Below are 23,908 nucleotides of genomic sequence, written 5' to 3'. Positions count from 1 at the left end.
GTTCCAGCTCCCCCGATGCGAATTCGGGAGGCCGCCCAGCCGGAGACGCCGCGTGATTTCCCCCTCCCCCCTCGCCTCCCGCCGCACCGCCGTGCGCCACGCCATGCAGGCCGCCGGCATTGATCTGCTGCTGATCGGCCCCAGCGCCGGCTTCCGCTATTTCGCCGGCCGCGATGCCATCCTCACCGAGCGCTTCGTCGCCCTCGGCCTGTTCGCGGATGGGCAGGAGATCGTCTTCTCCCCGCGCCTGCAGGCGCCGCTCTACGAGGGTCTGCCCGGACTTGCAGTGTGCATCTGGGACGAAGCCGAGCCGATGCTCAGCGGCGTTGCCGCCGTCGCGCAGGCGGCGGGGGTGAAGACCATCGCGGTCAATACGGAATTCTGGAGCGGCTTCCTGCTCCAGCTCACCGCCCTCCTGCCCGGCGTCTCCGTGGTGCCCGGCGCCGCGCTGGTGGAGACGCCCCGTCTCATCAAGAGCGAAGAAGAGATCGCCGCCCTGCAGGCCGCCGCCGATCGCATCGATGCGGTGTGGTCCCGCTTCTGCGCCATGACGCCCACCATGGTGGGCCGCACCGAGCTGGAGCTGCGCGCCGTCATCGACGGCCTGATGCGCGAGGAGGGCTTCAGCGAGGTGAGCTGGGTGGATGTGGGCGCAGGCGCGAACGGCGCTTCCTCGCTCCATCACGGCAGCGATCATGTGATCCAGCCCGGCGAGCCGGTGGTGTTCGACTATGCCGGCTGCTTCGAGGGCTATTATGGCGACATCTGCCGTGTCGCCGTCTCCGGCGCGCCGGACCCTGAGTACGTAGCCGTCTATGACATCGTGCGGCAGGCGCAAGAAGCGGCCTTCCGGGCGGTGCGCCCCGGCGTGCCGGCGCAGGAGATCGATGCCGTCGGCCGCCGCATCATCGCGGATGCCGGCTATGGCGAGCGCTTCACGCACCGCCTCGGCCACGGCATCGGCCTTGCCGCTCATGAGGGGCCTTATCTGGTGGCGGGCAACACGCAGGCGCTGGAGCCCGGCATGACCTTCTCCGATGAGCCGGGCATCTACATTCCCGGCCGCTTCGGCGTGCGCATCGAGGACATCATCGTGGTGACGCAGGACGGCGCCCGCCGCCTCACGCAGTCCCCGCGCGATCTCGTGCGCCTGTCCTGATCCTCCCCGTCCCTGCCCGAGGCACACCCATGTCCGATGCACCCAAGGCTTTCGCCTTCCCGCTGGAAGAGTATCAGCAGCGCGTGGCGACGCTGCGCCACCGCATGGCGGAGGCCGGGGCCGACCTGCTGGTCATCGACGAGTTCGAACACCTCGCCTATTACACCGGCCACATCCCCACCGCCGCCATGTACCAGTGCTGCCTGATGCCGGCGGACGGCGAGCCGGTGATGATCGTGCGCTCACTCGACGGCCCGATGCTGGAAGAGATGAGCTGGACCACCGAGCACGTGCTGTTCGACGACAGCGAGGATCCCATCGCGGTCGTCGCCGCGCAGATCAGGGCGCGCGGCTGGGCGGACCTGCGGATCGCGGTGGAGACCGATTCCCACATCATGCTCCCCTCCCGCCTCGCGCAGCTGAAGCGGCTGCTGGGCCGCAGGGAGCTGGTGGATTTCGGCGGGCACATGTGGGAGCTGCGCCTGCGCAAGTCGCCGCGCGAGCTGGACTATCTGCGCAAATGCTCGGAAATCTGCGATCTCGCCACGCTGGCGGGCGCTGAAGCGTCTCGCGTTGGCGTGCCCGAGCGCGAAGTGGCCGCCGCCATCACCGGCGCGGCGCTGCGGGCGGGGGCGGACAACACCCGCCTCGTACTCATGCAGTCCGGCCCGCGCTCCAGCACCCTGCATGGCGGCCTGACCGGGCGCAGCCTCGCCATCGGCGACATCGTGCATATCGAGATGGTGCCGCATTATCGCGGCTACACCGCCCGCTCCATGCGCCCCGTCTCCGTGGGCGCGCCGTCCGCACGCCAGCTGGATGTGGCCCGCCAGTTGGTGGCCTTCCAGGATGAGCAGTTCGCCGCCATGATCCCCGGCGCCCATGCCGCCGAGGTGGACCGCATCCTGCGCGATCAGGTGCTCAAGGCCGGCCTGCGCGAGAGCTACACCAACATCACCGGCTACACGCTGGGCCTCGTCACCATTCCGCGCACCTCGGATTTCACCCGCGTCTTCCTGCCCAATTCCGACTGGGTGCTGGAAGAGAACATGGTTTTCCACATGTATGGCTGGGCGGAGGGCATGGCCTTCAGCGAAACCGTGGTCGTCACCCCCGCCGGCGGCGAGCGTCTGACCAGGCTCGACCGTCGCATCTTCGTGGCCTGAGCCCACGTGTTGAGCGGCCGATAACCCCGGCCGCCCAGCCGCCCCCCCGAATCAACGGCCTGCAATGCTCCGCGCGGCGTCACGCTGCCGCCGGAGATCGCCCCCCGCCCGGCCTTGCGGCGCGGGGCGTTGCGGCCTGCGGCTGGCACCGGGCGGCCCCGGCATGGCATAAGGACAGCCCCTGCGCTTCCTTCAGCCTTTCGGTCTCCCGGCATGTCCTCCTTCCGCTTCCTGCACGCGGCCGACCTGCATCTGGACAGTCCCCTGCGCGGCCTCGCGCGGCGGGGCGAGGCGGCCGGCGCCTTCGTGGAGGCAACCCGGCGTGCGCTGGAGAACCTCGTTGCCAAGGCCATCGAGCTTGAAGTTGCCTTCCTGATCATCGCCGGCGATGTCTATGACGGCGACTGGAAGGACTATGCCACCGGCCAGTTCTTCGTGCGACAGATGGGCCGGCTCGCCCGCGCGAACATCAAGGTCTTCCTGATCCGCGGCAATCACGATGCGGAATCCGTCATCACCCGCAACCTGCCCTTGCCGGACAATGTCCACAGCTTCCCCGTGGGCGCGGCGGAGAGCATTGGCCTGCCGGCGCTGGGCGTGACCCTGCACGGACGCGGCTTCGGCACCCGGCACGTGCCGGAGAACGTGGTGCTGTCCTATCCGCCTGCGGCGAGCGGGCAGTTCAACATCGGCCTGCTCCACACCTCGCTCACGGGGCGCGAGGGGCACGATGTCTATGCCCCCTGCACGGTCGAGGATCTCACCCGCCTCGGCTACGACTATTGGGCGCTCGGCCATATTCACCAGCGCGAGGTGGTGAGCGAGAGCCCGGCCGTGGTGTTCCCCGGCAATCTGCAGGGCCGCCATGCCCGCGAGACCGGCCCCAAGGGGGCCACCCTCGTCAGCGTGGAGAATGGGCGCATCATGCAGATGGAGGCGCTGGCGCTGGATGTGGCGCGCTTCGCCCATGTGGAACTGGACCTCTCGGGTCTCGCCGACATTCCCGCCTTCCACGCCGCCGCCGGCCGCGTCCTCGCCGAGGCCCGCGCGGAGGCCGAGGGCCGCCCGCTCGCCCTGCGTCTCACCCTCACCGGCCGCACCGATCTGCATGCCCATCTCACCGCTCATGCGGAGCAGGTGCATGAGGACATGCAGGCGCTCGCCTTCCATGCGGGGGCGGACGTGCTGATCGAGAAGGTGCGCCTTGCCACCAGCGCGCGGCAACAGGCGGTGCAGGCGCTGGAGCTGGCCGGCTTCGAGGCCATTCTCGACGAGGTGGCCGCCGATCCGGCCTTCCGCGCCGATCTCGCCGCCACCCTCGCCATCCTGCGCGGCAAGGCGCCGGTGGAGGCCCTCGGCCTCATGGAGATGGATGCCGCCAGCCCGGAGGTCATGGCGGATGACGTGCTCACCGAAGCCCGCGCACGGGTCGCCGCCACGCTGGGCGAAGCGAATGCGGAGGATGCGGCATGAAGTTCCTCTCGCTGGGCCTTGAGAAATACGGCCGCTTCACCGACCGCACGCTGACCTTCGATCCGCAGGCGCGCCTCATCGTCATCCATGGCGCCAACGAGGCCGGCAAGACCACCACGCTGTCCGCCTTCGCCGATGCGCTGTTCGGCTTCGAGGTCCGCTCGCGCTTCAATTTCATCCACGACTACAAGACCATGCGCCTCTCTGCCCGGATCGTCCGGGCAGACGGGACGGAGCTGTCCTTCGCCCGCCTCAAGCGCAACAAGGCCCCGCTGGTGTCCCCGGAAGACATCAAGATAGAGCTGGCCGACGACAGTCTCGCCCCCTTCCTCGGCGGGCATGACCGGCGCACCTTTCAGGAGATTTTCGGCCTCGACCAGATCCGCCTCCGGCAGGGTGGCCATGCCCTTCTGACCGGCGGCGGGGATCTGGGCGAGGCGCTGCTGGCGGCGGCCCCCGGCCTTGGCCGCGTGGCCAGCCTGCGGGATGCGCTGGCCAAAAGCGCGGGCGAGATCTTCAATCCCGCCCGGCGCAATTCCGGCAACGCCTTCTATGTGGCCGACGATCAATGGCGGCAGGCCCGCGAAGCCATCCGCGCGCAGGAATTGCGGGTGGACGAGGTCAACCGCCTGAAGGAACTGGCCGAGAAGGCCGCCGCAGCGCGCGCCGCAGCCGTGGCCGAGGCCAGCGCCCGCGAGCATGCCTCGGCGCAGGCGCAGATGCGGGGGCACGCGCTGAAACACATCCGCCAGATCGATGCCCAGCGCGAGGCCCATGCCGCGCTCGGGCCCTTGCCCGACGTGCCCACCGGCTTCCTCGATGCGGCCCGCGCCGCCCTCTCGCGCGCGGCCGCCGCGCGGGAGGCCCTCGCCCGCGCCACGCAGGAAGAGGCGGACGCCGCGCAGGCGCTTGCCGCCCTGCCGCTGGACGCGCCCCTGCTCGCCCTTGAGGTGGACATCCGCGACGGAGACGAGAAGCGCGCGGCGGTGGCCAAGGAACTGGAGAGCCTGCCCAAGCGCCGGGGCGAGGTTGCCGCCGCCCGTGGCGGGCTCGACCGTATCGCCAATGCGCTCGGCCTTGACGGCGCGGATGCGGTGATCGCCGGCCTGCCGGGCAGCCTGCTGCGGACACGCGCGGACACGCTGCTGGGCAACCTTCAGGCCGCTTATGCCCGCGCCGAGACCCTGCGCGGCACGCAGGACAAGCTGGCCGCCCATCGCCGCAAGATTACGGCGGACGCCGGCGCCGGTGGCCATGCCCCCGATCCCGCCCCGCTGAAGCAGCGGCTGGATGCCCTCGACGGCGCCGAAGAGCGCGAGCGCCATCTCCGTACGCAGGGCACCCGGCTGGCGCAGGATCAGCAGACGCTCAACGAGCGCACCCGGCGCCTTGCCCTCGGCTTTGCCGATGCGGACGATCTCGCCTGCCGCCCCCTGCCCTTCCTCGCCGCCGCCGAACCGGCCCTGCGGCGCATCCGCGACGAGGCGGAAGCCCTGCGCCGCCTGGAGACGAACCGGGCCGAGCGCGGCACCGAGCTGGCGCAGGCCCAAGCCCGCCTCGCCAGCCTCACCGCCGGCCGCCCCGCGCCCACGGCGCAAGCCATCGATGCCGCCCGCCACGTCCGCGACACGCTGTGGGCGGACCTGCGCCCCCTCGCGACCGGTGCCCGCGCCGCAGCCCCCGACGACACGCAGCGCGCGGACCAGCTGGATCAGGCTCTGGTGGCTGCCGATCATCTCGCCGACGAGCGCCAGATCGAGGCCACGCGCCTCGCCGATCTCGCCCGCACGGAGCGGGAGATCGCTGAGCTTTCGGCCCGCGCGCAATCTCTGGATGCCGAGATCGCGCGACAGGCCGCGCAATGCGAAGCGGCCACGCAGGACTGGGCCAGCCTGTGGCAGGCGAGCGGCCTTGCCGCCCCCGCCACCGACGCCATGCTCGCCGCCCTGCGCGAGGCGGACGCCATCCGGCAGGCACGCGATGCCCTCCTGAAGGCGCAGGCCGACATGGAAGCCCAGCGCGCCGTCATTCTCGCGGACCGCCAGCAGGTGGAGCGGCTGCGTGCCGATCTCGCCTTGCCGCCGCTGGCGGACGGGCCGATCCACATGGCCGATGCCCGCCACGCCATCACCGGACTGGACGCGCGTTTCCGTGCCGCACGCGATCGCGCCCGCGATCTTGAGGCGGCCGACGGTCAGGCGCGGGACCTGGAGGCGGCCCTCGCCGGGCTGGCGCAGGCGCAGGCGGGCCTCGCCGCGGAAGCGCAGGAGATCTTCCCCGCTCTCGCCTTGCGCGTTGGTGCCTCGGTGGAAGAGGGCCGCATGGCGCTCGACCTCTGGCGGCAGGCGGACACGCTCATCGGCACGCTGAAAACGGCGGAGGATCGCGTCGCCGGCATCACCCGCGACGAGGCCGGCTTCACGGAGACCATCGCCGCGCTGAAGCAGCGGGCCGGCCTGCCTGCGGGTGGGGAAAATCCCTTCACCGTCGCGGCCGAACTGCGCCGGCGGCTCGATGCCGCCTTGCAGATGCGCTCCAAGGCCGATCTGGCGCAGACCGGCCTCGATACCCGCCGCGCCACGCTGGCCCGTGCCCGTCAGGATCTGACGCAGGCCGGGGAGACGCTCGGCGCCGTCCTGCACACCGCCGGCCTCGCGGATGCCGAAGCCCTGCCGCCCCTGCTGGGGCGTCTCGCCGAGGCACACGCCTGTGCCGACCGCATGGCGCAGGCGCGCGCGCAACTGGCGGACCTGCCCGGCTTCTCCGGGGAAGAGGCGGTGCGCGCCGCCATCGCCGGGGCGGACGAGGAGACGCTGGTGGTGCAGGCGGCTCAGGCGCAGGATGCGAAGACGAGTGCCGAGGCAGCGCTCCACACCGCCATCGAGCAGGACACGCAGGCAAAGGCTGCCCTCCTCGCGCTGGACCAGCGCACCGGCGCGGCCGGCGCCGCGCAGGCGGCGCAGGATGCCCTGCTGGAGGTGGCAGGCAGTATGGAGCGCTTCGCCCGCGACCATGCCGCCGCCCGCCTGCTCTCCGTCGCCATCGAGCGCTATCGCGAGCGCCACCACAATCCCATCGTCACCCGTGCCGCCACCGCCTTCGCCACCCTGACGGGGGGCGCATGGAGCGGCATCGGCGTCGATTATGACAACGAGCCGCCCCGCCTCGCCGCCTTGCGCGAGGGACGGACCTTTGGCATCGATACCCTGTCCGAGGGCACGGCGGACCAGCTGTTTCTGGCGCTGCGGGTGGCAGCCATCGAGGATCATGCCGGGCGGGCGAGCCCGCTGCCCTTCATCGCCGACGACCTGTTCGTCACCTTCGACGAAGCGCGCACCGCCGCCGGCCTGACCCTGCTGGCGGAACTCTCTGCCTTTACGCAGGTGATCGTGCTGACCCACCACGACCATGTGGCCAGCCTCGCCCAGACCACGCTGGGCCCGGCGGCGCAGGTGCTGCGGCTGTAGGCGGTGTCACCGCCGGTAGCGCAGCGCGTCCACCAGCGTCACGAAGGCGGCCGAGGGCTGGCGGCGGCTGGGATAATAGAGGTGATAGCCGGGAAAGGCCGGGCACCAGTCCTCCAGCACCCGCACGAGGCGGCCGGCCTCGATATCGGCCGCCGCATGATCCTCCATGACGAAGCCGAGGCCGAAGCCATCCAGCGCCGCCTGCAGGATCAGGGGCACGCTGTTGAAGGCGAGCTGGCCCTCCACGCGCACCTTCAGCTCGCGTCCGTCCTTCTCCAGCTCCCACGCATAGAGGCCGCCGGAGGAGCGCATGCGCAGGTTGATGCACTGGTGCCCGGCCAGATCCTGCGGCGTCACCGGCGCGGGACGGCTGGCGAAATAGGCCGGCGACCCCACGATGGCCATGCGCAGATCGGGGCCGATGGGCACGGCGATCATGTCCTTGGCCAGCGCCTCGCCCAGCCGGACGCCGGCATCGAAACGCTCCGCCACGATATCCGCGAAGCCGCCGTCGATGCACAGCTCCACCTGGATGTCCGGATAGGCCGGCAGCAGCTTGCGCAGAGCCGGCCAGAGGATGGTGTTGGCCGCATGATCGCCGGTGTTGATGCGGATGGTGCCGGCGGGCTTGTCGCGCAGGTCGCGCAGGCTGGACAGCTCGGCGCTGATGGTTTCCAGCGCCGGCCCCAGCGTTCCCAGCAGCCGCTCGCCGGCCTGCGTCGGCGCCACGCTGCGGGTGGTGCGCGTGAGCAGGCGTACGCCGAGCCGCGCCTCCAGCCGGCGGATGGTGTGGCTCAGAGCAGACTGCGACGTCCCCAGCCGGGCCGCTGCGCGCGTAAAACTCTGTTCCTCGGCCACCGCCAGGAAGGCGTTGAGGTCGGCCAGCTCTTCGCGCTGCATTCATGAACTCCGGGCATAAGCCCATGTCATCTATTACGCCTCTAAACATTGGCATAGGCACGCCGGATCACGTTTAAGTGGTGCGTGCGCCTTACGAATGCGCGTCCGCGTCGGGCATCAGCGCGCCCGGCCGGGGAAACGGAGATCAGGCCCATGGACATCAAGCACAGCGGCTCACAGCCTTCGAAGAAGGGGCCCGAGGACTATTTCACCGGCACCGTCCGGCTCGATGCGCCGTTCAGCGGCAGCGGCGGCCTGTCGGGCGCAACCGTCACCTTCGAGCCAGGCGCGCGCACCGCGTGGCACACCCATCCGCTCGGCCAGACGCTGCTGGTGGTGTCCGGCTTCGGCCGGGTGCAGCGCGAGGGCGGGCCGGTGGAGGAGATCCGCCCCGGCGACATCGTGTGGTTTCCGCCCGGCGAGAAGCACTGGCACGGCGCCGCCCCGGACTGCGCCATGAGCCATGTGGCCATCGCCGAGATGAAGGACGGCAAGGTGGTGGACTGGCTGGAAAAGGTGACGGACACCGAATACGGCGCCTGACATCCCCCTCATCACCGGTGATCACCCGATCACCGGTGATCACCCGATCACCGGTGATCTCACTGCACCGGATCGGCCGTGCGCTGATGGGCGGGGGCAGCCGCCGGCGCCGGTGGCCGCACCGACAGGCCGAGGCCGCGCAGCGGGCGGCCGGTCAGTCCGCTCACCATGCCCGCAAGCACGGCCGGAAACGGCCAGACATTGGACAGCGGGCCGGCGAGGCGATCGCGCGCCAGCGGCAGCAGCCGCCCATCCGACTGATAGACCGGCGTGAACAGCGTGCTCATGGTCTGATAGAGCCGCACATGGGTGCGCCGCAGCGCCACGGCGCGGGCGCCCGCCTCGCGGATATCGTCGGTTCGCCGCAGCGCCGCCGCCAGCGCATAGGCATCCAGCATCGCCATGTTGGCCCCCTGCCCCAGCTGCGGACTGGTGGAGTGCCACGCATCGCCCAGATGGATGAGGCCCGGCTCGGCGGGCCGTCGCAGGGTGCGGTGGGCATAGCGGGCGAAGGTCAGTTGCTCGGGCGCCGTGATCTGCTCCAGCAACGGCGCGGTCTGCGGCCAGAGCGCTTCCACTTCCGCTTTCCAGCTGTCGAGGCCCGCCGCTTCCCAGGCCTCGCGCCGGTCCCGCCGCAGGGACCAGAAGAAGGCCAGCTTCGGCCTGTCGCCAGGTGCGGGGCGGCCGATGGGCAGCACGCCCACCATGCGGCTGGAGCGGAAATAGCGCTGCTCCAGCGCCGTGATATCGAAGCCCGCGCCATCCACCCAGTCCAGCGTCGCCCAGAAGGCGCCATAGGGCAGCGGACGGCCCGTGGGCGGCGCCAGCGGCGTCATCGTGCCCAGCGCATCGACGATGAGATCGAACGCCTCCGACTGCCCGCCATCGGCAAACACCAGCTTGCGGCGGCCATCGGCCTCCAGCGCGCTGGCGGTGATGGCCCGGCCGGTGCGCATGGGAATGCCTTCGGCAAGGGCGGCGCCATGCAGCGTGTTGAACAGCGCCGCGCGGTGGATGCCGATGCCGTGGCCCGCATCCGGCCCCAGCGCCGCATAGCGCACATCGAGCACCGGGCGACCGGAGGGCACGCTCACCCCGAACAGGCGGTCCACCCGCGCGCCCGACGCGGCGATCTCGGCATCGAGCCCCAGATGCGCCAGCACGGCGAGGCCGGTGGGCTGGATCATCAGGCCGGAGCCCACGGGACGGGCGGTCTCGAACCGCTCGAACAGCGTGACGCGATGGCCGTCGCGCCGGAGCAGCAGGGCCGCTGTCAGTCCGGCCGGCCCGCATCCGGCGATCGCAATGTCCTTGCCGTGCATCGAAGTCCAGGTGCAGTTGCTCCTGAGCGCACGCTATGGCCTCATTGGGCCGGCGGCAATCGCGGCAGCCGCATCCGTGCGTTTGCAAGGCTCCGCGACACCGCAGCACAGAGCTGCACGGCCGGAGACTCACCGCCGCCCGGCCACCCGCGCGTCGGCCCTCTCCTGCGCTCATTTCCGCACAGGCAACATCTGTGACCCTTCGGCAACACCGACCCCGATGAGGCGCATACCCTTGTAAAACGGTGCAAGGGCACCTTCCTTGGAAGGCATCCAAAATGCGCTCCGCGCTCGTTGGAATCGCTAAAAAACAAAGCGATTGTCCTGTCACAATCGCCTTCCCTATGGATCGGCAATCCCTTTCAGACCCACGCTTCGCGCTCGGTCGAACACCGATCCTCAGGAGACAGACATGGCCGCCAGCGAGCCCGCCCCCCGCATGCGCAACGTGACACCAGCGGGTGCCGCCACCGCCAGCCTTGCCATGGCCTTCTCCCTGCTGCCCGGCGCCTCCGAAGCACAGTCCGTGTCCACGTCGTCCGCGAACGCCGGCACCACCGCGGCCACCCCCGATGCCCTCGTGCTGCCGACCGTGACCGTGAACGAGCAGGCCGGGAACACCAATGACGCGCCGCTTTCCATCTCCCGCCTGCCGGCCACCGTGCGCGAGATGCCGCAGATCGTGACCGTGGTGCCCCAGCAGATCATCCGGGAGCAGCAGGCGACCACGCTTGATCAGGCGCTCAGGAACGTGCCCGGCATCACGCTCTCCACCGGCGAGGGCAACGGCGGCCAGAGCGGCAGCCAGTTCCGCATCCGTGGCATCTCCTCGCGCGGCGACATCTATTCCGACGGCCTGCGCGACTTCGGCGTCTACAATCGCGATACGTTCGACACCGAGAGCGTCGAGGTGATCAAGGGCCCGAGCGGCGAGACCTTCGGCGTGGGCAATCTGGGCGGCATCATCAACCAGACCATGAAGAAGGCCCATCTGGGCAATTCCACCAGCATCGACCAGGGCTTCGCCTCGGGCGGCACCACCCGCACCACCATCGACACCAACTACCAGATCAACGACACCACGGCGGTGCGCATCAACGGCCTGTACCAGAACGGCTACACGGCGGATCGCGACCATACGGAGAACGGCCGCTCGGGCCTCGCCATCGATCTCGGCTTCGGTCTCAACACCGACACCACCTGGCACCTGAGCTATTTCCTGCAGCACAATGACGGCACGCCGGACTATGGCGTGCCCATGGCGCAGGGCGGCGACGGCGTCTATCGCCCGCTCACCGAGTACAATGTGCCCGGCTATGCCCGCTCCACCTCCTATATCCGCAGCACGGACAAGGACATCAGCAACACCAACGTGTTCACGTCGCTGTTCCGCAAGGAGTTCGACAGCGGGCTGGTCGTGACCAACGACACCCGCCTGTCCATCTATGACCGCGACTTCTCCGCCACCAATCCGGCGGCCGTGACCACGGCCAACCTGCGCAACCTGATGGCCGGCCGCAACGTGGCGCTGGCCTATGGCGCCGGCGGCGGCATGACCTACGACCAGGAAGGCTGGGGCTTCCAGAACGTGCTGGCGGCGCGCTACGAGTTCAACACCGGCTTCCTGCGCCACAAGCTGCTGGTGGGCCTCGACACCATCTATCAGGAAGACACCCGCACGCTCGGCACCTGGACCGGCCGCACGTCCAACCAGACGGTGCTCAACCCGAACTTCTTCTATCCCACGGCGACGGTGGCCTATGGCGCGACCGTGCGAGACGCCCACGCCACCGACATCGGCATCTTCGCCAGCGACCGGGTGTGGTTCAACGACCAGTGGTCGGTGCAGGGCGGCCTGCGCTGGGACTATTTCTCCAGCACCTTCGACACCACGGCGGCCACCATCGACGGCGGCACCCAGACCTCGCGCGAATGGAGCCCCTCGGCCAGCCTGATCTGGGAGCCGAACAAGCAGACCATGGTCTACCTGTCCTATGCGCGCGCCTATCGCCCCATCGGCACCGACATCGCCATGGCGGTGGGTGGCGTGGCCTCGGAAATCCCGCAGGAGGGTAATCCCTATGCGCCGGAGCGCTCCGACAGCTATGAGCTGGGCACCAAGATCGACCTGCTCAACGGCCGCCTCGGCGTGACCGGCGCGATCTTCCAGATCGACAAGGCCAATTCCTTCACCACCGACCCCACCACCGGCGACATCGTGGTGGGCTTCTCGGAAGCCGGCGAAGGCCGCCGCATCCGCGGCATCGAGACCGGCATCACCGGCAAGGTGACGGACGCCTGGAGCGTGACCCTCGCCTACGCCTATCTCGACGGCATCGTCACCGCCTCCGCCGCCAACGAGGGCAATCAGGCGCCGGGCGTGTCGAACAACAACGTCTCGCTCTGGACCACCTATGACCTGCCGGGCCAGTTCTCCTTCCTGCCCGGCCGCTTCCAGGTGGGCGGCGGCATCCAGTATGCCTCGGCCTACTGGGCGGACAGCGGCAATACGGCCCGCATCCCGGAGACGTTCTCGCTGGACGCGCTGATCGCCTACCAGCAGGATCATTTCCGGATGTCGCTGAACGCCTACAACCTCACCGACAATCTGAACTACACCTCCAGCTTCAACGCGGTGCGCGCGGTCCCGTCCTCCGGCCGCACGTTCATGTTGAACATCGGCACCACGTTCTGATTGCCGGCCCGCGCCGCCTCGCAAGGGGCGGCGCGGCTGCGGGCGCCTGAGGTGTCACGGACTGCCCCGTGGCTCTCTAGCGGCCCGCATCTCTTCCCGCCGCGCGCCTGCGCGGCCGCATCCGTTTGAAAGACCCTGATCCCATGCTCATCGTTGTTCCCGACGTCCTCACCCCCGACGAGATCAGGCACTGCCGCCAGATCCTCGAAAGCTCGCCCTGGGTGGACGGCCGCGTCACCGCCGGCGATCAGGCGGTGAAGATCAAGAACAACCTGCAGATCCCCGTGGACAGCCCGCAGGCCCGCGAGCTGGGCGGCCTCATCCTCGCCGCGCTCGGCCGCAACCCCACCTACAATTCCGCCGCCTTGCCGCTGCGCGTGCTGCCGCCCATGTTCAACCGCTACGACGTGGGCATGACCTTCGGCGCACACGTGGACAACGCCATCCGCCACATTCCCGGCTCCGGCGGCATGCGCATGCGCGCGGACGTCTCGACCACGCTCTCGCTCAGCGATCCGGACGAATATGACGGCGGCGAGCTGGTGGTGGAGGACACCTACGGCGCCCACAAGGTGAAGCTGCCCGCCGGCCACATGGTGGTCTACCCCTCCTCCAGCCTGCACCATGTGGTGCCGATCACGCGCGGCAGCCGCTGGGGCTCCTTCTTCTGGGCCCAGTCCATGATCAAGGACGATGGCCTGCGCACCATGATGTATGAGCTTGATCGCGCGATCATCGATGCCCGCGCCGCGCTCGGCGACGAACACCCCTCCTCGCTCAGTCTCGTCAACCACTATCACAACCTGATGCGGCGCTGGGCCGAGCTGTGAGCCCGGACACGCCCACCCCCGACGCCGGACCGCAGGGCGCCACGCTCGGCGAGGCGCAGTTGGCGCTCGGGCAGGTGGCGCTGGAGCGCGGCGACCATGCGGCGGCGCTGGACTGGTTCGGCATCGCTGCCCGCAACGGCGATGCGCGCGGCTACAACATGCTCGGCCGCTGCCACGAGCGCGGCTGGGGCGTGCCGGTGGATGCGGTGAAGGCGGTGGCCTATTTCCGCCACGCCGCCGACCTCGGAGACGACTGGGGCCTGTTCAACCTCGCGGACGCTCTGGCCCGTGGCGCCGGCTGCGCGCGGGACGATGCCGCCGCCTATGACCTCTACGTGCAGGCGGCGCGCAAGGGGCAGGTGCGCGCGCTCAACATGCTCGGCCTGTTCCATGAGGAAGGCCGCGCCGTGGCCCTGGACCTCGCCACCGCCCGCCAGTTCTTCCGCGCCGGTGCGGAAGGCGGCGACCCGTGGGCGCAGTTCAATCTCGCCCGGAGCCTGATGGCCGAAGGGAATAAAACGGAAGGCGTGGCGTGGCTGGAGCGCAGCCTCGTGGACGGCTTTCCGGTCTATTGGCAGAGCCTGTGGGAGAGCCTGCTCGGCGCTGCCGATCCGGCGCTCCGCGCGCTGGCCGAAGGGGCACGCGCGCGGCTGGCCGGCACAACCGCTTCTGCGCCGGCGTCAGCGACGGCCTAGAGTGTTTCAGTGTTTCAGCGAAACGCTGAAACACTCCAACTTATTGATAGAGAATGTTTTTCGGCTTGGACTGCGGAGCAATCAAAGCCGAACCTGCTCCAGGCGGTCGTTCCACAGCCCTTCCGCTTGCGCCAGCGCATCCTCGAATCGCGCTTCGGGATCGCCGCGCACGCAGAGCAGCGCCACGGCGGCGGTGTGGATGATGGTCGCCTCCACCTGCGCATCCCGCACCCGGCCTTCCCACAAGGCGTGCCAGTATTCGCGCTGGGTGAAGAGGTCGCGCGGCCCTTCCGAGATGTGGCGCACGGCCGGCACCACGAAATCCACGTCGGTGCCCGAGGCGATGCGATAGATCGGCGCCGCGCGCGTGGGCGAGAGCTGGGCGAAGTCCCGCGTGGAGCCCACCACCGCCAGATTATCCATCTTCAGCAACCGGGCCACGTCGCGATAAAAGTCGCGCCGCGAGATCTTGGCCGCCCCCAGCAGGGTTGCCTTCGCCCGCAGCGGATTGATCAGATGCACAGCCTGACTGATGGGCGTGCGGGTGGACAGCACATTGTAGAGGCCGAGCAACCCTTGCGTCTGCGCCGCGAAGACGGACATGGGCATGTAGGCGAGCTTGCCGCCGGTGAGCGCCGCCTGCGCCTCGCCGAGGGTCAGGCAGACGGGAATGCCGGCATCGCTCGCCGCCAGCTCCAGCTTGCCGCTCTCCTTGCCCTGCCCGAAATGCCCGTGCAGCAGCACCCTGTATCCCGCCGCCGCCACGAGGCGCGCCGCATGCATGAACCAGGGCGTGTGGCGCCAGTTGGGAGAGAGATAGGCCGGCCAGTCGAGATCCACGCAGGCCGCGTCAGCCGCGCCCACGGCCGGCAACTTCCCGCTTCCCGCGCCTATGCGCGGCACCTTTGCATTCGCCGCCCCAGGGGGCTGTACCTTCGCATTCGCCGCCCCAAGGGGCGGAACCTTTGCGTTTGCCGCCCCAAGGGGCGGCATGGCCTCCCGGATCGCCTCCACGAAGCCGGCCAGCTCCGGCGCGGTGACGCCCCGATACTGGATGGTCATCAGCAGCGCGCCGATCTGCACCGGGTCCGCCTCGCCGGCGAGGATGATGCCCAGCGCGTCCCGCGCCTCCTCCAGCGTGAGCGGGCGTCTGCCGCCCGGCCCCGGCGCGACGGTGGCCACATATTTGCCGAGGCGGCGCAGCGGCTGGGCATCGTCGCCGATGGCCGCCAGCCGGCGGGAGGCTATGGCCGGGGTCGGCGCGCCATCCAGTGCGTCCGCAGGCCGCACCGCCAGCACCGGCGGCGGCAGCGCGCTCGCTTTCAGCCAGTCGTGCGCCAGCGCGGTGTCCAGCGACACCGCCTTGTGCGTAGCCTGATCCAGCAGCTGCTGCGCCTCGCCGGCGAGCGCCCGCACCCGCAGGCGCAGGGATTCGGCCAGCGGCGTCGGCACCATGCCGCGCCCGGTGCGCACGAAGATGCGGTCGTTGTAGAAATCCCGCAGTTCCGCCAGCAGGCGGCTCATGGCGGAGGTCTGCATGTCCAGCTTCGCGGCCGCTCCGCTGACACTGCCTTCCTGCAGCATCGCGTCCAGCGCCAGCAGCAGCTTCACCTGATGCAGCAGGCGGGACCGCTCGGCCGACCCCGCTCCCACCAGCGCCGGGTCCATTTGGTTCATAGCTTACACTCTTCCGTTCCGGCAACGCATGGAAGTCGGCGACTGCGATGTCAACACTTGCTGTATGAGCACTTTGGATCGATTAAAAACAATAAATGTTGACGTCATGATCGCGGCCTTAGTAGCTCTGCCAGAATACCTCAGCTGACACTCCGCGCGTTTCCTCGGGCAACGCATTGCGGGGAGATGCGAATTGTTCAGGGACCGGGCATGAATTCCGTGACGCTCCAGAAGGCCATCGCTCTCGTCTGCCTGCTTGCAGGCATGATGGCTGCGCCCGCAGCTTATGCGCAACACATTGACGTGAAGCATGCGCAGGGCACAACCAGTGTGCCCCTGAAGCCCAAGACCGTGATCGTCTTCGATCTCGCGGCGCTCGATACGCTGGACCTACTTGGCGTCAAGGCGGCGGGCATTCCCGGTGGCGTGCCGCTGCCGGCCTATCTCGCCAAGGCCGCGACCGGCCCGGAGAAGGTGGGCACACTGTTCGAGCCGGACTATGAGGCAGTGAACGCGCTTCAGCCGGACCTGATCATCATCGCCGGCCGCTCGGCCCCCAAATATGCCGCTCTGTCTAAGATCGCCCCCACCATCGACCTCACGGTGGACGGCGCCCGCTATCTGGCGAGCGCGCAGGACAATGTGCGCACGCTGGGTCGCATCTTCGACAAGGAGAAAGAGGCCACCGCCGCGCTGGCGAAGCTCGACACCTCCATCGCTGCGCTGAAGGCCAAGGCGGCCAGGCAGGGCAAGGCCCTGCTCATCCTCACCACCGGCGGCAAGATGAGCACCTATGGCGCCGGCTCGCGCTTCGGCCTCGCCTTCTCCGATTTCGGCGTGGCGCAGGCGGATGAGGACATCAAGGTGGGCGTGCACGGCCAGCCCACCTCGTTCGAATATATCCTCCAGAAGAATCCCGACTGGCTGTTCGTCATCGACCGCGATCAGGCCATCGGCCGCGAGGGCGATGCGGACGGCAGCGCCGCCAGGAAGCTGCTCGACAACGAGATCGTCGGCCGCACCACCGCCTGGCAGAAGAAGCAGGTTGTCTACCTGGATGCCGGCTCCTGGTATCTGGTGGGCGGCGGCCTGACCTCGCTGCAGAATTCCGTGGATCAGCTCGACCGCGCGTTCTCCAAGTGAGGCCCGCGCGCATGCGCCGGACGGACAGCCACACTCCGACACGGTCCCGTCCGTGAAACTCTGGCTCGCGCTCGCCATTCTGGCGACGGCGGTGCTCGCCGCCGTCAGCCTGTTCGTGGGCGTGAGCGACGTCTCGCTGTCGGCGCTCCTCGCCGGCACCGCCTCCCCGCAGGCGCAGCTGGTGCTGGTGGCGAGCCGCGTGCCGCGCACGGTGGCGCTCATCCTCGCCGGCAGCGGCATGGCGGTGTGCGGCACCCTCATGCAGATGATCATGCGCAACCGTTTCGTGGATCCCTCCACGGCCGGCACGGTGGAAGCCGCGCGCTTCGGCATGCTCATGGTGCTGATCTTCGCCCCCGGCCTGCCGCTCGTGGCCAAGATGCTGGTGGCCGCCGCCTTCGCGCTCGCCGGCACCTTCATCCTGCTCCTCATCCTCAAACAGGTGCCGCTGCGCACGCCGGTGCTGGTGCCGCTCATCGGCATCATGCTGGGCGCGGTCATCAATGCGGCGCTGCTCTTCATCGCCTATCGCTACGACCTCACCCAGTCGGTGCTGGCCTGGACCATGGGCGATTTCTCCACCGTGCTGCGCGGGCGCTACGAAATCCTCTGGGTGGCCTTCGCGCTCACCATCGCGGCCTATGTGGCGGCCGATCAGTTCACGGTGGCCGGCCTCGGCGAGAGCTTCGCCACCAATCTGGGGCTCAACTACCGCCGGGCCATGGCCCTCGGCCTCACCCTCGTGGCCATGGTGACGGCGAGCGTGGTGGTGACGGTGGGCGTCGCTCTCTTCCTCGGCCTCATCGTGCCCAATCTGGTGAGCCTGATCGCCGGCGACAATCTGCGCCGCACCCTGCCCTGGACAGCAGTCGGCGGGGCGGCGCTGCTGCTGGCCTGCGATCTCGTGGGCCGCCTCATCATCCCGCCCTACGAGATCCCCGTGGGCACGGTGCTGGGCGTCATCGGCCCCATCGCCTTCCTGTTCCTCGTGCTGCGGCGGGGCGCCCGTGTCGCCTGACTTTGAGCGCCGCCGCGCCCGCCTCGTGCTCGCCCTGCTGGCGGTGGCCGCAGCCATCGCCGTCCTCGCCTTCATGACGCTGGGGGCGCGGGGCAGCTGGTCGTTCGTGCTCTCCTTCCGGGGCGCCAAGCTGGCGGTGCTGGTGCTGGTGGCCTATGCCATCGCCGTCTCCACGGTGCTGTTCCAGACCATCACCGGAAATCGCGTACTCACCCCCTCGCTGATGGGGTTCGACCAGCTCTACATGCTGCTGCAGACCGCGCTGGTGTTCCTGTGGGGCGCGCGTGGCCTGACGCTGCTCGATCCGCGCGCGCTGTTCGCCCTCAACGTGGGGGTGATGGTGGCCTTCTCGCTGCTGCTCTACCGGCTGCTCTTCGCCCGCGCCGGCAACAGCCTGCACCTTCTGATGCTGGCCGGCATCGTGCTCGGCCTGCTGTTCCGCTCGCTCACCACTTTGTTGCAGCGGCTCATCAATCCCAATGACTTCGCGGTGGTGCAGGACCGCATGTTCGCCAATTTCAACGGCGCCGACGGCCAGCTCACCCTCACCTGCGCCGCCCTCGTGCTGGTGGTGACGCTCGGGCTCTGGCGCCTCTCCTCCACCTTCGACGTGCTGGCACTGGGGCGCGATCCCGCCATTTCGCTGGGCGTGAACCACCACCGCACGGTGACGCTGATCCTGATGCTGGTGGTCGCGCTGGTGGCGGCCTGCACGGCGCTCGTGGGCCCCATCACCTTCTTCGGGCTTCTGGTGGCGAACCTTGCCTATCTGGTGATGCCATCGGGCAAGCACCGGCACACTTTGCCCGCCGCCGTGCTCATCGCCATCCTGTTCCTGGTTGGCGGGCAGACGGTGCTGGAGCGGGTGTTCGCCTTCAACACGGCGCTGGCCCTCGTCATCGAATTCCTCGGCGGCCTTGCCTTCATCCTCATCGTTCTGAAAGGGCGCGTGCGGTGATCGAGATCCGGAACGTAGCCAAGTCCTATGGCAAGGTGCGCGTGGTGGACGACGTGACGCTGACCATTGCGCGCGGCGGCCTCACCTCTCTGGTCGGCCCCAATGGCGCGGGCAAATCCACTTTGCTCTCCATCGCCGCTCGCCTGATCCCGGCGGACACCGGCACGGTGAGCGTGGACGGCCTCGATGTCGCCCGCACCCCTTCCGACCAGCTCGCCCGCCGCCTCGCCATCCTGCGGCAGGACAACCACGTGACCGCCCGCCTCAACGTGCGCGACCTCGTGGCCTTCGGCCGCTATCCGCACAGCAAGGGCCGCCCCACGGCGGAGGATCGCACGCATGTGGAGCGCGCGCTCGCCTATATGGACCTCGACGGCCTCGCCGACCGCTTCCTCGATGAACTCTCCGGCGGCCAGCGCCAGCGCGCCTTCATCGCCATGACGCTCTGTCAGGAGACGGACTATCTGCTGCTGGACGAGCCGCTGAACAATCTCGACATCCGCCACGGCGTGGAGCTGATGAAGCTCCTGCGCCGCGCCGCCACGGAGCTGGGCAAGACGGTTGTTCTGGTGCTGCACGACGTCAATTTCGCCTCCTCCTATTCCGACCGGATCATCGCCATGCGCTCTGGCCGCGTGGTCCTGGCCGGCACGCCGGATGAGGTGATGACCCCCGACAATCTCTCCGACGTCTTCGGCTGCCGCTTCGACGTGCACACCATCGCCGGCAAGAGGATCGCCACGTATTTTTCGTGAGAGGCGCGCGCGACAAAAGAACATGAATCGTGTCGATAACACGTTTCATGTTACATTCACCGCTGTGCCACAGGCGCATCGGAGCGGTCATCTGCCATGGTCGTGCACGTTCAGAACAGAGCATCCAACCGCGTGCCCGGGATTGATCCCGCCACGCGCGAAAGTGTGCGGCGCTTTCTGGAGCGGATCGGTGCGGACTTTCCGGTGGCCAAGGCCATCCTCTACGGTAGCCGTGCGCGCGGCGATCATGGGCAAGACAGCGACGCCGATCTCGCCGTGGTGCTGGATGCCCCGCAAGGGCGTCTCCATCCCACCATGCGGGCCATGGCTGGCATCGCGTACGACGTCTTCCGCGAAACCGGGATTTTGCTCTCCCCCTTGCCCGTCTGGCGGGATCAATGGGCCCATCCCGAACGCCATGCCAATCCCTCGCTCCTGGATAACATCCGGCGGGACGGGCTGGAGATCTGACCTTTGGACAGCGTTCTCTGGCTCAAGGCACTGGAAGCGCTGGACGTGGCCGTTCTGGCGCTGGAGCGCGAGAAATACGATAGCGCCTGCAATCGGGCCTATTATGCCATGTTCTGCGCAGCCCGCGTGGCGCTGGAGCGGGTCGGCGCGCCGCCCCGCGCCGTGGCCGCCAAGACGCACGTCGGCACCATCCTGTCCTTCACCCGCCATGTGGTAGAAGCCGGCCATGTCCCGGCCGAGATCGGCAGATTGCTTTCCGTCTCGCAGCAGATGCGGCTCATCGCCGATTATGATGCCGACGAAATGGCTGATGCCGAAGACGCGCGCAAAGCCGTGGAGGATGCACGGCTGTTTCTGGAAGCGGTGCGCCGCATGGCATAGCCACGCGCACCGCCACCTCAAGCCCTGGTTGCCAGCCCCGCCGCCACCCGCGCAACCGGCCCCGCCCAATCGCCGTTGGCGCTCTGTCGGAACAGGCGCAGGGTCGGATACCATGGGCTGTCGGTGCGCTCGCGCAGCCAGCGCCAGTCGGGCGCGAAAGGCAGCAGAACGCTCACCGGACGTCCCATCGCACCGGCCAGATGCACCACGGAGGTGTCCACCGCCACCACATGGTCCAGCACTTCGAGGATGGCCATGGTGTCGGCAAAATCACCGATCTCGGCGCCCAGATTGATCAGCGGCGCAGCAGCCCGCCAATCTGCCACCTGCGCCACCGCCGGCCCCATCTGCAGGGAGACGAGGGCCGTGTCCTCCAGCGCGCCTAGCGGGGCAAGCGTCTCCAGCCGCATGGAGCGGTTGAAGTCGTTGCCATGGGTGGGCCGCCCGGCCCATGTGATGCCGATGGTGCGATAACCGCGCGGCACCAGCTGACCCAGCCGCGCCCGCCAATGGGCAACCCTGGCCTTGTCGGCGCGCACATAGGGCACCGGAGCGGGGATGTTCGACAGATCGGTGCCGAACAGGCGCGGCAGGCCGGAGAGCGGGCAATAGGCCTCAAAGGCCGGCACGTTCTCCCAGCGGTCGAAATGGCCCGCGAGGCCGCTCTGCTGCTTGACCACGGGCCACATTTCGGACGAGCAGGCCATGACGATGTTCGGACAGAGCTTCGCCACCTCGGCCACATAACGGCAGAACTGGATGGTGTCACCGAACCCCTGATCGCCGATCAGCAGCAGCGTACCGTCCGGCATGGGCTTGCCGTCCCACTGCGGCTTGTCCTTGTGCGGCAGAAGCTGGGGCGAATTGGGCAGCGAGAAACGCCACTCATATTCCTCCCAGCCCTCCGCGAACTGCCCGTCCAGCAGCAGGGCCTCGGCCAGCTCGAAATGCGCCCCGGCCATGCCCGGCTCCAGCGCGAGCGCGCGGCGCGCCAGGCGGATGGCCTCGTCCACCTCCATGCGGTCATACTGGATGACGCCGAGATTGTAGTTTGCGCTGGCATCGTCCGGCGTCAGCTCCACCGCGCGGCGGCCGTGGGCGAATGCCTCGTCCAACCGCTTCTGGCCGCGATAGAGCTCGCAGATGTTGCGATGAAACAGCGCCACGTCCGGCGCAAGCCTGAGCGCCTGCTCAAGCCGGGCGATGGCCTCCGGCGCGCGCCCACGCTTGTGGGAGAGGACGGCAGCCTGATGCAGGCCCGGCGCATAATCGGGCTTGGCCGCGATGACCTGCGCCACCACGGCCTCGGCCTCCTCCAGCCGCCCCGCCTGCTCATGCGCGGCGGCCTCCGCCAGCCACTCGTCCACGGTGCGGGCGATGGGGGCGGCGCCCAGGGACGCGCTGGTGGCCACCGCCTCAGCCATCGATGCGGTATCCCAGGCGCGCGATCGCCGGTTCCAGCAGCGGGATCACCGGCTTCAGATGCTTCAGATACTGCCGGTAGCGATAGCGCGAGGCGTCATAGAGCTTCTCCGTCACCTGCGCATAGCTGGCGGTGCGGGCATAGCGCTTGTTCTCGTGGAAACGCAGGCATTTGCGGTCGAACGGCAGGTCCGCGAAGGTGAGAATCCGCTTCACATGGGTTTCCTGGTCGTCGACGATGTCCTCGTAGCGCACGGCCAGATACTTCAGCGCCATCTCGCGGCGATAATGCTCCACCAGATCCATCACCAGCAGATAGTGCCGGGCGATGGTCTCCAGCTGGTTGGCGCAATAGAAGCCGTGCGTCAGATGGTTGGAATAGACCGAGAGCACGATGTCCAGCGGATGGCGCAGCACATGGATCAGCGGCGCATCGGGGAACATCAGCGCGATGAGGCCCATATGGGTCTCGTTCAGCGGCATCTTGTCGGTGAAGCGGCTCTTGCCCGGCTCCACCACGCCCATCTGCCGCACGCGCTGGAGATAATGATCGCGCAGATTGTCCAGCCCCTCGGACTGGTCGCCCATCCAGAGGTCGGCCAGCGCTTCGGGATAGGCCAGCGGGCTGTTCAGCATGCGCGGCATCAGATTGGCGATGTCGTGCACCAGCGTCAGCTCATCGCCCGCCGAGACCTTCGGGTGGGCGCTGAGCGTCTGCTCAACCATGGTGGTGCCGGAGCGCGGAAAGCCGAGGATGAAGATGGGGCGCGGCCCGCTCTCCACCGGCTTGGCGCGCGGCACGATGCGCAGGCGCTGGGCGGTGAAATAGGCCTTCAGCCGGCCCGCCAGTTGCGCCGCGTGCTCGGCCATGTAGACCGCGCCGCTCAGCTCCACATTCTTGCGCTTGCCGGCGTCAAAAGCCGCGAACGCCTCGTCGAAGCGGCCCATCTTGTCGAGCAGGCGGCCCTTTTCCAGCAGTTCGTTGGTGCCGAGGCCGCCGCTCTGGTTCATGCCTTCCAGTTGGTCCAGCAGGGCCAGCGCCGCGTCATAATCCTTGGCGCGGCCGCGCACGATGGCGCGATGAAGCAGGATGCTGGGATGTCCGGGCGCCACCTTTTCCGCGTCATCCAGCAGCGCATCGGCGCGGGCGAAATCGCGGTCGGTCTCCTCCATGCGCGCCCAGCCGAGCAGGGTCTGCAAGATGGTGGGGGCGAGCGCCACGCTCTCCTCATAAAGCGCGCGGGCTTCCGCCATGCGGCCCTGGTTCTTCAGGTTCCAGGCGAGATTGGCGAGCAGGATCGGCTGGCGCTGGCCGAGCAGTTCCAGCGCCTTGCGGTAATGGAATTCACCCACCTGCGGCCGGTTGGCCTCGGTGAGGATCATGCCCAGCAGATTGTGCGACTGCGGGTCCGTGGGCGCGGTGCGCACGGCGTTGCGGGCATGCACTTCGCCCTCGGCAAGGTCGCCCTTGCCGAACAGCAGCAGCGCCAGCTCCTGCGTCGCCCAGATGTTGTTGGGGTCCAGCGCCACCAGACGGCGCACCAGCGCCTCGGCGGCGGGGCGCGCGCCCTGCGCCTTGCGGATCTGGAACAGGACGGCGAGCGCCCCACCCTGCCCCGGCGCCAGCTCCAGCACCTCCAGGCACAGCCGCTCGGCTTCCGCGAAGGCGCCGCGCGTGTGGCAGGCGATGGCCTCGTCCACCAGCGGCAGCAGATGCCGGCTGGCGGAGGCCGGCCCCAGCGTGCGGGCATCCAGCTGGCAGCAGCGCAAAGCGCGCAGGCGGCTGCCGCACGCACAGAGATCGTTAGGCACCATGTTCATCGGCGGATATCC

General features: G+C 68.8%; 19 protein-coding genes. 14 read left to right on the top strand and 5 right to left on the bottom strand.

Annotated features, from left to right (window positions below):
• Positions 1 to 52: 52 nt before the first annotated feature.
• From IEW24_RS06275 to IEW24_RS06260, 4 genes are all read left to right on the top strand, one after another.
• On the top strand, positions 53 to 1,159 hold the full coding sequence (locus IEW24_RS06275; RefSeq protein ID WP_210324133.1) for a M24 family metallopeptidase: 1,107 nt from the start codon (positions 53 to 55) through the stop codon (positions 1,157 to 1,159).
• Positions 1,160 to 1,188: 29 nt separating this feature from the next.
• Positions 1,189 to 2,325 carry a M24 family metallopeptidase gene (locus IEW24_RS06270; protein ID WP_188576411.1) on the top strand — a complete coding sequence of 379 codons (1,137 nt, stop codon included), beginning with the start codon at positions 1,189 to 1,191 and terminating at the stop codon, positions 2,323 to 2,325.
• 213 nt (positions 2,326 to 2,538) lie between these two features.
• Positions 2,539 to 3,798, top strand: a complete 1,260-nt coding sequence (locus IEW24_RS06265) for a metallophosphoesterase family protein (RefSeq protein ID WP_188576409.1) — start codon at positions 2,539 to 2,541, stop codon at positions 3,796 to 3,798.
• A complete protein-coding gene (locus tag IEW24_RS06260) occupies positions 3,795 to 7,265 on the top strand; it encodes a YhaN family protein (protein ID WP_188576408.1) in 3,471 nt (1,156 codons plus the stop codon). Before IEW24_RS06265 ends, IEW24_RS06260 begins: the two co-directional genes overlap by 4 nt.
• 6 nt (positions 7,266 to 7,271) lie before the next feature.
• Here IEW24_RS06260 and IEW24_RS06255 read toward each other — a convergent pair whose 3' ends face one another.
• Entirely contained in the window at positions 7,272 to 8,165 is an 894-nt protein-coding gene (locus IEW24_RS06255) for a LysR family transcriptional regulator (protein ID WP_188576406.1), read from the bottom strand.
• 153 nt (positions 8,166 to 8,318) lie between these two features.
• On the opposite strand from IEW24_RS06255, the gene IEW24_RS06250 reads away from it, so the two are divergent.
• Complete coding sequence (locus IEW24_RS06250; RefSeq protein WP_188576404.1) at positions 8,319 to 8,708, top strand: (R)-mandelonitrile lyase; 390 nt, start codon at positions 8,319 to 8,321, stop codon at positions 8,706 to 8,708.
• Positions 8,709 to 8,767: 59 nt separating this feature from the next.
• Here the strand turns inward: IEW24_RS06250 and IEW24_RS06245 are convergent, their stop codons facing one another.
• The gene (locus IEW24_RS06245; RefSeq protein WP_188576402.1) at positions 8,768 to 10,030 is read right to left on the bottom strand and encodes an FAD-dependent oxidoreductase; all 1,263 of its coding nucleotides are present in this window, start codon (positions 10,028 to 10,030) and stop codon (positions 8,768 to 8,770) included.
• 412 nt (positions 10,031 to 10,442) lie between these two features.
• On the opposite strand from IEW24_RS06245, the gene IEW24_RS06240 reads away from it, so the two are divergent.
• The 3 genes from IEW24_RS06240 to IEW24_RS06230 all read left to right on the top strand — a co-directional run bounded on the left by IEW24_RS06240 (position 10,443) and on the right by IEW24_RS06230 (position 14,250).
• On the top strand, positions 10,443 to 12,725 hold the full coding sequence (locus IEW24_RS06240) for a TonB-dependent receptor (protein ID WP_210324132.1): 2,283 nt from the start codon (positions 10,443 to 10,445) through the stop codon (positions 12,723 to 12,725).
• 143 nt (positions 12,726 to 12,868) lie between these two features.
• Positions 12,869 to 13,555: a Fe2+-dependent dioxygenase gene (locus IEW24_RS06235; RefSeq protein WP_188576400.1), complete on the top strand. Its 687-nt coding sequence runs from the start codon at positions 12,869 to 12,871 to the stop codon at positions 13,553 to 13,555.
• A complete protein-coding gene (locus IEW24_RS06230; RefSeq protein WP_188576398.1) occupies positions 13,552 to 14,250 on the top strand; it encodes a tetratricopeptide repeat protein in 699 nt (232 codons plus the stop codon). Before IEW24_RS06235 ends, IEW24_RS06230 begins: the two co-directional genes overlap by 4 nt.
• An 81-nt stretch (positions 14,251 to 14,331) precedes the next feature.
• On the opposite strand, the gene IEW24_RS06225 is transcribed toward IEW24_RS06230, so the two are convergent.
• Positions 14,332 to 15,927, bottom strand: coding sequence for a LysR family transcriptional regulator (locus tag IEW24_RS06225; protein WP_188576396.1), 1,596 nt, complete (start codon positions 15,925 to 15,927; stop codon positions 14,332 to 14,334).
• 210 nt (positions 15,928 to 16,137) lie between these two features.
• Here IEW24_RS06225 and IEW24_RS06220 point away from each other — a divergent pair, with 210 nt between their 5' ends.
• The 6 genes from IEW24_RS06220 to IEW24_RS06195 all read left to right on the top strand — a co-directional run bounded on the left by IEW24_RS06220 (position 16,138) and on the right by IEW24_RS06195 (position 20,653).
• Positions 16,138 to 17,070, top strand: a complete 933-nt coding sequence (locus IEW24_RS06220; protein WP_188576394.1) for a siderophore ABC transporter substrate-binding protein — start codon at positions 16,138 to 16,140, stop codon at positions 17,068 to 17,070.
• A gap of 52 nt (positions 17,071 to 17,122) precedes the next feature.
• Positions 17,123 to 18,088: an ABC transporter permease gene (locus tag IEW24_RS06215; RefSeq protein WP_188576392.1), complete on the top strand. Its 966-nt coding sequence runs from the start codon at positions 17,123 to 17,125 to the stop codon at positions 18,086 to 18,088.
• Positions 18,078 to 19,046: an iron chelate uptake ABC transporter family permease subunit gene (locus IEW24_RS06210; RefSeq protein ID WP_244644180.1), complete on the top strand. Its 969-nt coding sequence runs from the start codon at positions 18,078 to 18,080 to the stop codon at positions 19,044 to 19,046. The genes IEW24_RS06215 and IEW24_RS06210 overlap by 11 nt, the downstream gene beginning before the upstream one ends.
• Complete coding sequence (locus IEW24_RS06205) at positions 19,043 to 19,801, top strand: iron ABC transporter ATP-binding protein (RefSeq protein WP_188576390.1); 759 nt, start codon at positions 19,043 to 19,045, stop codon at positions 19,799 to 19,801. Before IEW24_RS06210 ends, IEW24_RS06205 begins: the two co-directional genes overlap by 4 nt.
• A gap of 96 nt (positions 19,802 to 19,897) precedes the next feature.
• Positions 19,898 to 20,272 carry a nucleotidyltransferase domain-containing protein gene (locus IEW24_RS06200; protein WP_188576388.1) on the top strand — a complete coding sequence of 125 codons (375 nt, stop codon included), beginning with the start codon at positions 19,898 to 19,900 and terminating at the stop codon, positions 20,270 to 20,272.
• 3 nt (positions 20,273 to 20,275) lie between these two features.
• A complete protein-coding gene (locus IEW24_RS06195) occupies positions 20,276 to 20,653 on the top strand; it encodes a HEPN domain-containing protein (protein WP_188576385.1) in 378 nt (125 codons plus the stop codon).
• Positions 20,654 to 20,670: 17 nt separating this feature from the next.
• Here the strand turns inward: IEW24_RS06195 and IEW24_RS06190 are convergent, their stop codons facing one another.
• Together IEW24_RS06190 and IEW24_RS06185 are read right to left on the bottom strand one after the other, a co-directional pair.
• On the bottom strand, positions 20,671 to 22,077 hold the full coding sequence (locus IEW24_RS06190; protein WP_188576383.1) for a tetratricopeptide repeat-containing glycosyltransferase family protein: 1,407 nt from the start codon (positions 22,075 to 22,077) through the stop codon (positions 20,671 to 20,673).
• A complete protein-coding gene (locus tag IEW24_RS06185) occupies positions 22,070 to 23,896 on the bottom strand; it encodes a tetratricopeptide repeat-containing sulfotransferase family protein (RefSeq protein ID WP_210324131.1) in 1,827 nt (608 codons plus the stop codon). Before IEW24_RS06185 ends, IEW24_RS06190 begins: the two co-directional genes overlap by 8 nt.
• Positions 23,897 to 23,908 lie beyond the last annotated feature (12 nt).

The sequence above is a fragment of the Azorhizobium oxalatiphilum genome (assembly GCF_014635325.1).
Lineage (GTDB): Bacteria > Pseudomonadota > Alphaproteobacteria > Rhizobiales > Xanthobacteraceae > Azorhizobium > Azorhizobium oxalatiphilum.
Note: the sequence above shows the minus strand (reverse complement) of the source record. Positions and strands in the feature narration are given on the sequence as shown.

Excerpts from the sequence above, each read along its gene's own strand:
- IEW24_RS06270 (WP_188576411.1), top strand. The coding sequence starts at position 1,189 with ATGTCCGATGCACCCAAGGCTTTCGCCTTCCCGCTGGAAGAGTATCAG.
- IEW24_RS06255 (WP_188576406.1), bottom strand. The coding sequence starts at position 8,165 with ATGCAGCGCGAAGAGCTGGCCGACCTCAACGCCTTCCTGGCGGTGGCC.
- IEW24_RS06235 (WP_188576400.1), top strand. The coding sequence starts at position 12,869 with ATGCTCATCGTTGTTCCCGACGTCCTCACCCCCGACGAGATCAGGCAC.
- IEW24_RS06220 (WP_188576394.1), top strand. The coding sequence starts at position 16,138 with ATGAATTCCGTGACGCTCCAGAAGGCCATCGCTCTCGTCTGCCTGCTT.
- IEW24_RS06245 (WP_188576402.1), bottom strand. The coding sequence starts at position 10,030 with ATGCACGGCAAGGACATTGCGATCGCCGGATGCGGGCCGGCCGGACTG.
- IEW24_RS06190 (WP_188576383.1), bottom strand. The coding sequence starts at position 22,077 with ATGGCTGAGGCGGTGGCCACCAGCGCGTCCCTGGGCGCCGCCCCCATC.
- IEW24_RS06260 (WP_188576408.1), top strand. The coding sequence starts at position 3,795 with ATGAAGTTCCTCTCGCTGGGCCTTGAGAAATACGGCCGCTTCACCGAC.
- IEW24_RS06240 (WP_210324132.1), top strand. The coding sequence starts at position 10,443 with ATGGCCGCCAGCGAGCCCGCCCCCCGCATGCGCAACGTGACACCAGCG.
- IEW24_RS06265 (WP_188576409.1), top strand. The coding sequence starts at position 2,539 with ATGTCCTCCTTCCGCTTCCTGCACGCGGCCGACCTGCATCTGGACAGT.
- IEW24_RS06185 (WP_210324131.1), bottom strand. The coding sequence starts at position 23,896 with ATGAACATGGTGCCTAACGATCTCTGTGCGTGCGGCAGCCGCCTGCGC.
- IEW24_RS06200 (WP_188576388.1), top strand. The coding sequence starts at position 19,898 with ATGGTCGTGCACGTTCAGAACAGAGCATCCAACCGCGTGCCCGGGATT.
- IEW24_RS06250 (WP_188576404.1), top strand. The coding sequence starts at position 8,319 with ATGGACATCAAGCACAGCGGCTCACAGCCTTCGAAGAAGGGGCCCGAG.
- IEW24_RS06225 (WP_188576396.1), bottom strand. The coding sequence starts at position 15,927 with ATGAACCAAATGGACCCGGCGCTGGTGGGAGCGGGGTCGGCCGAGCGG.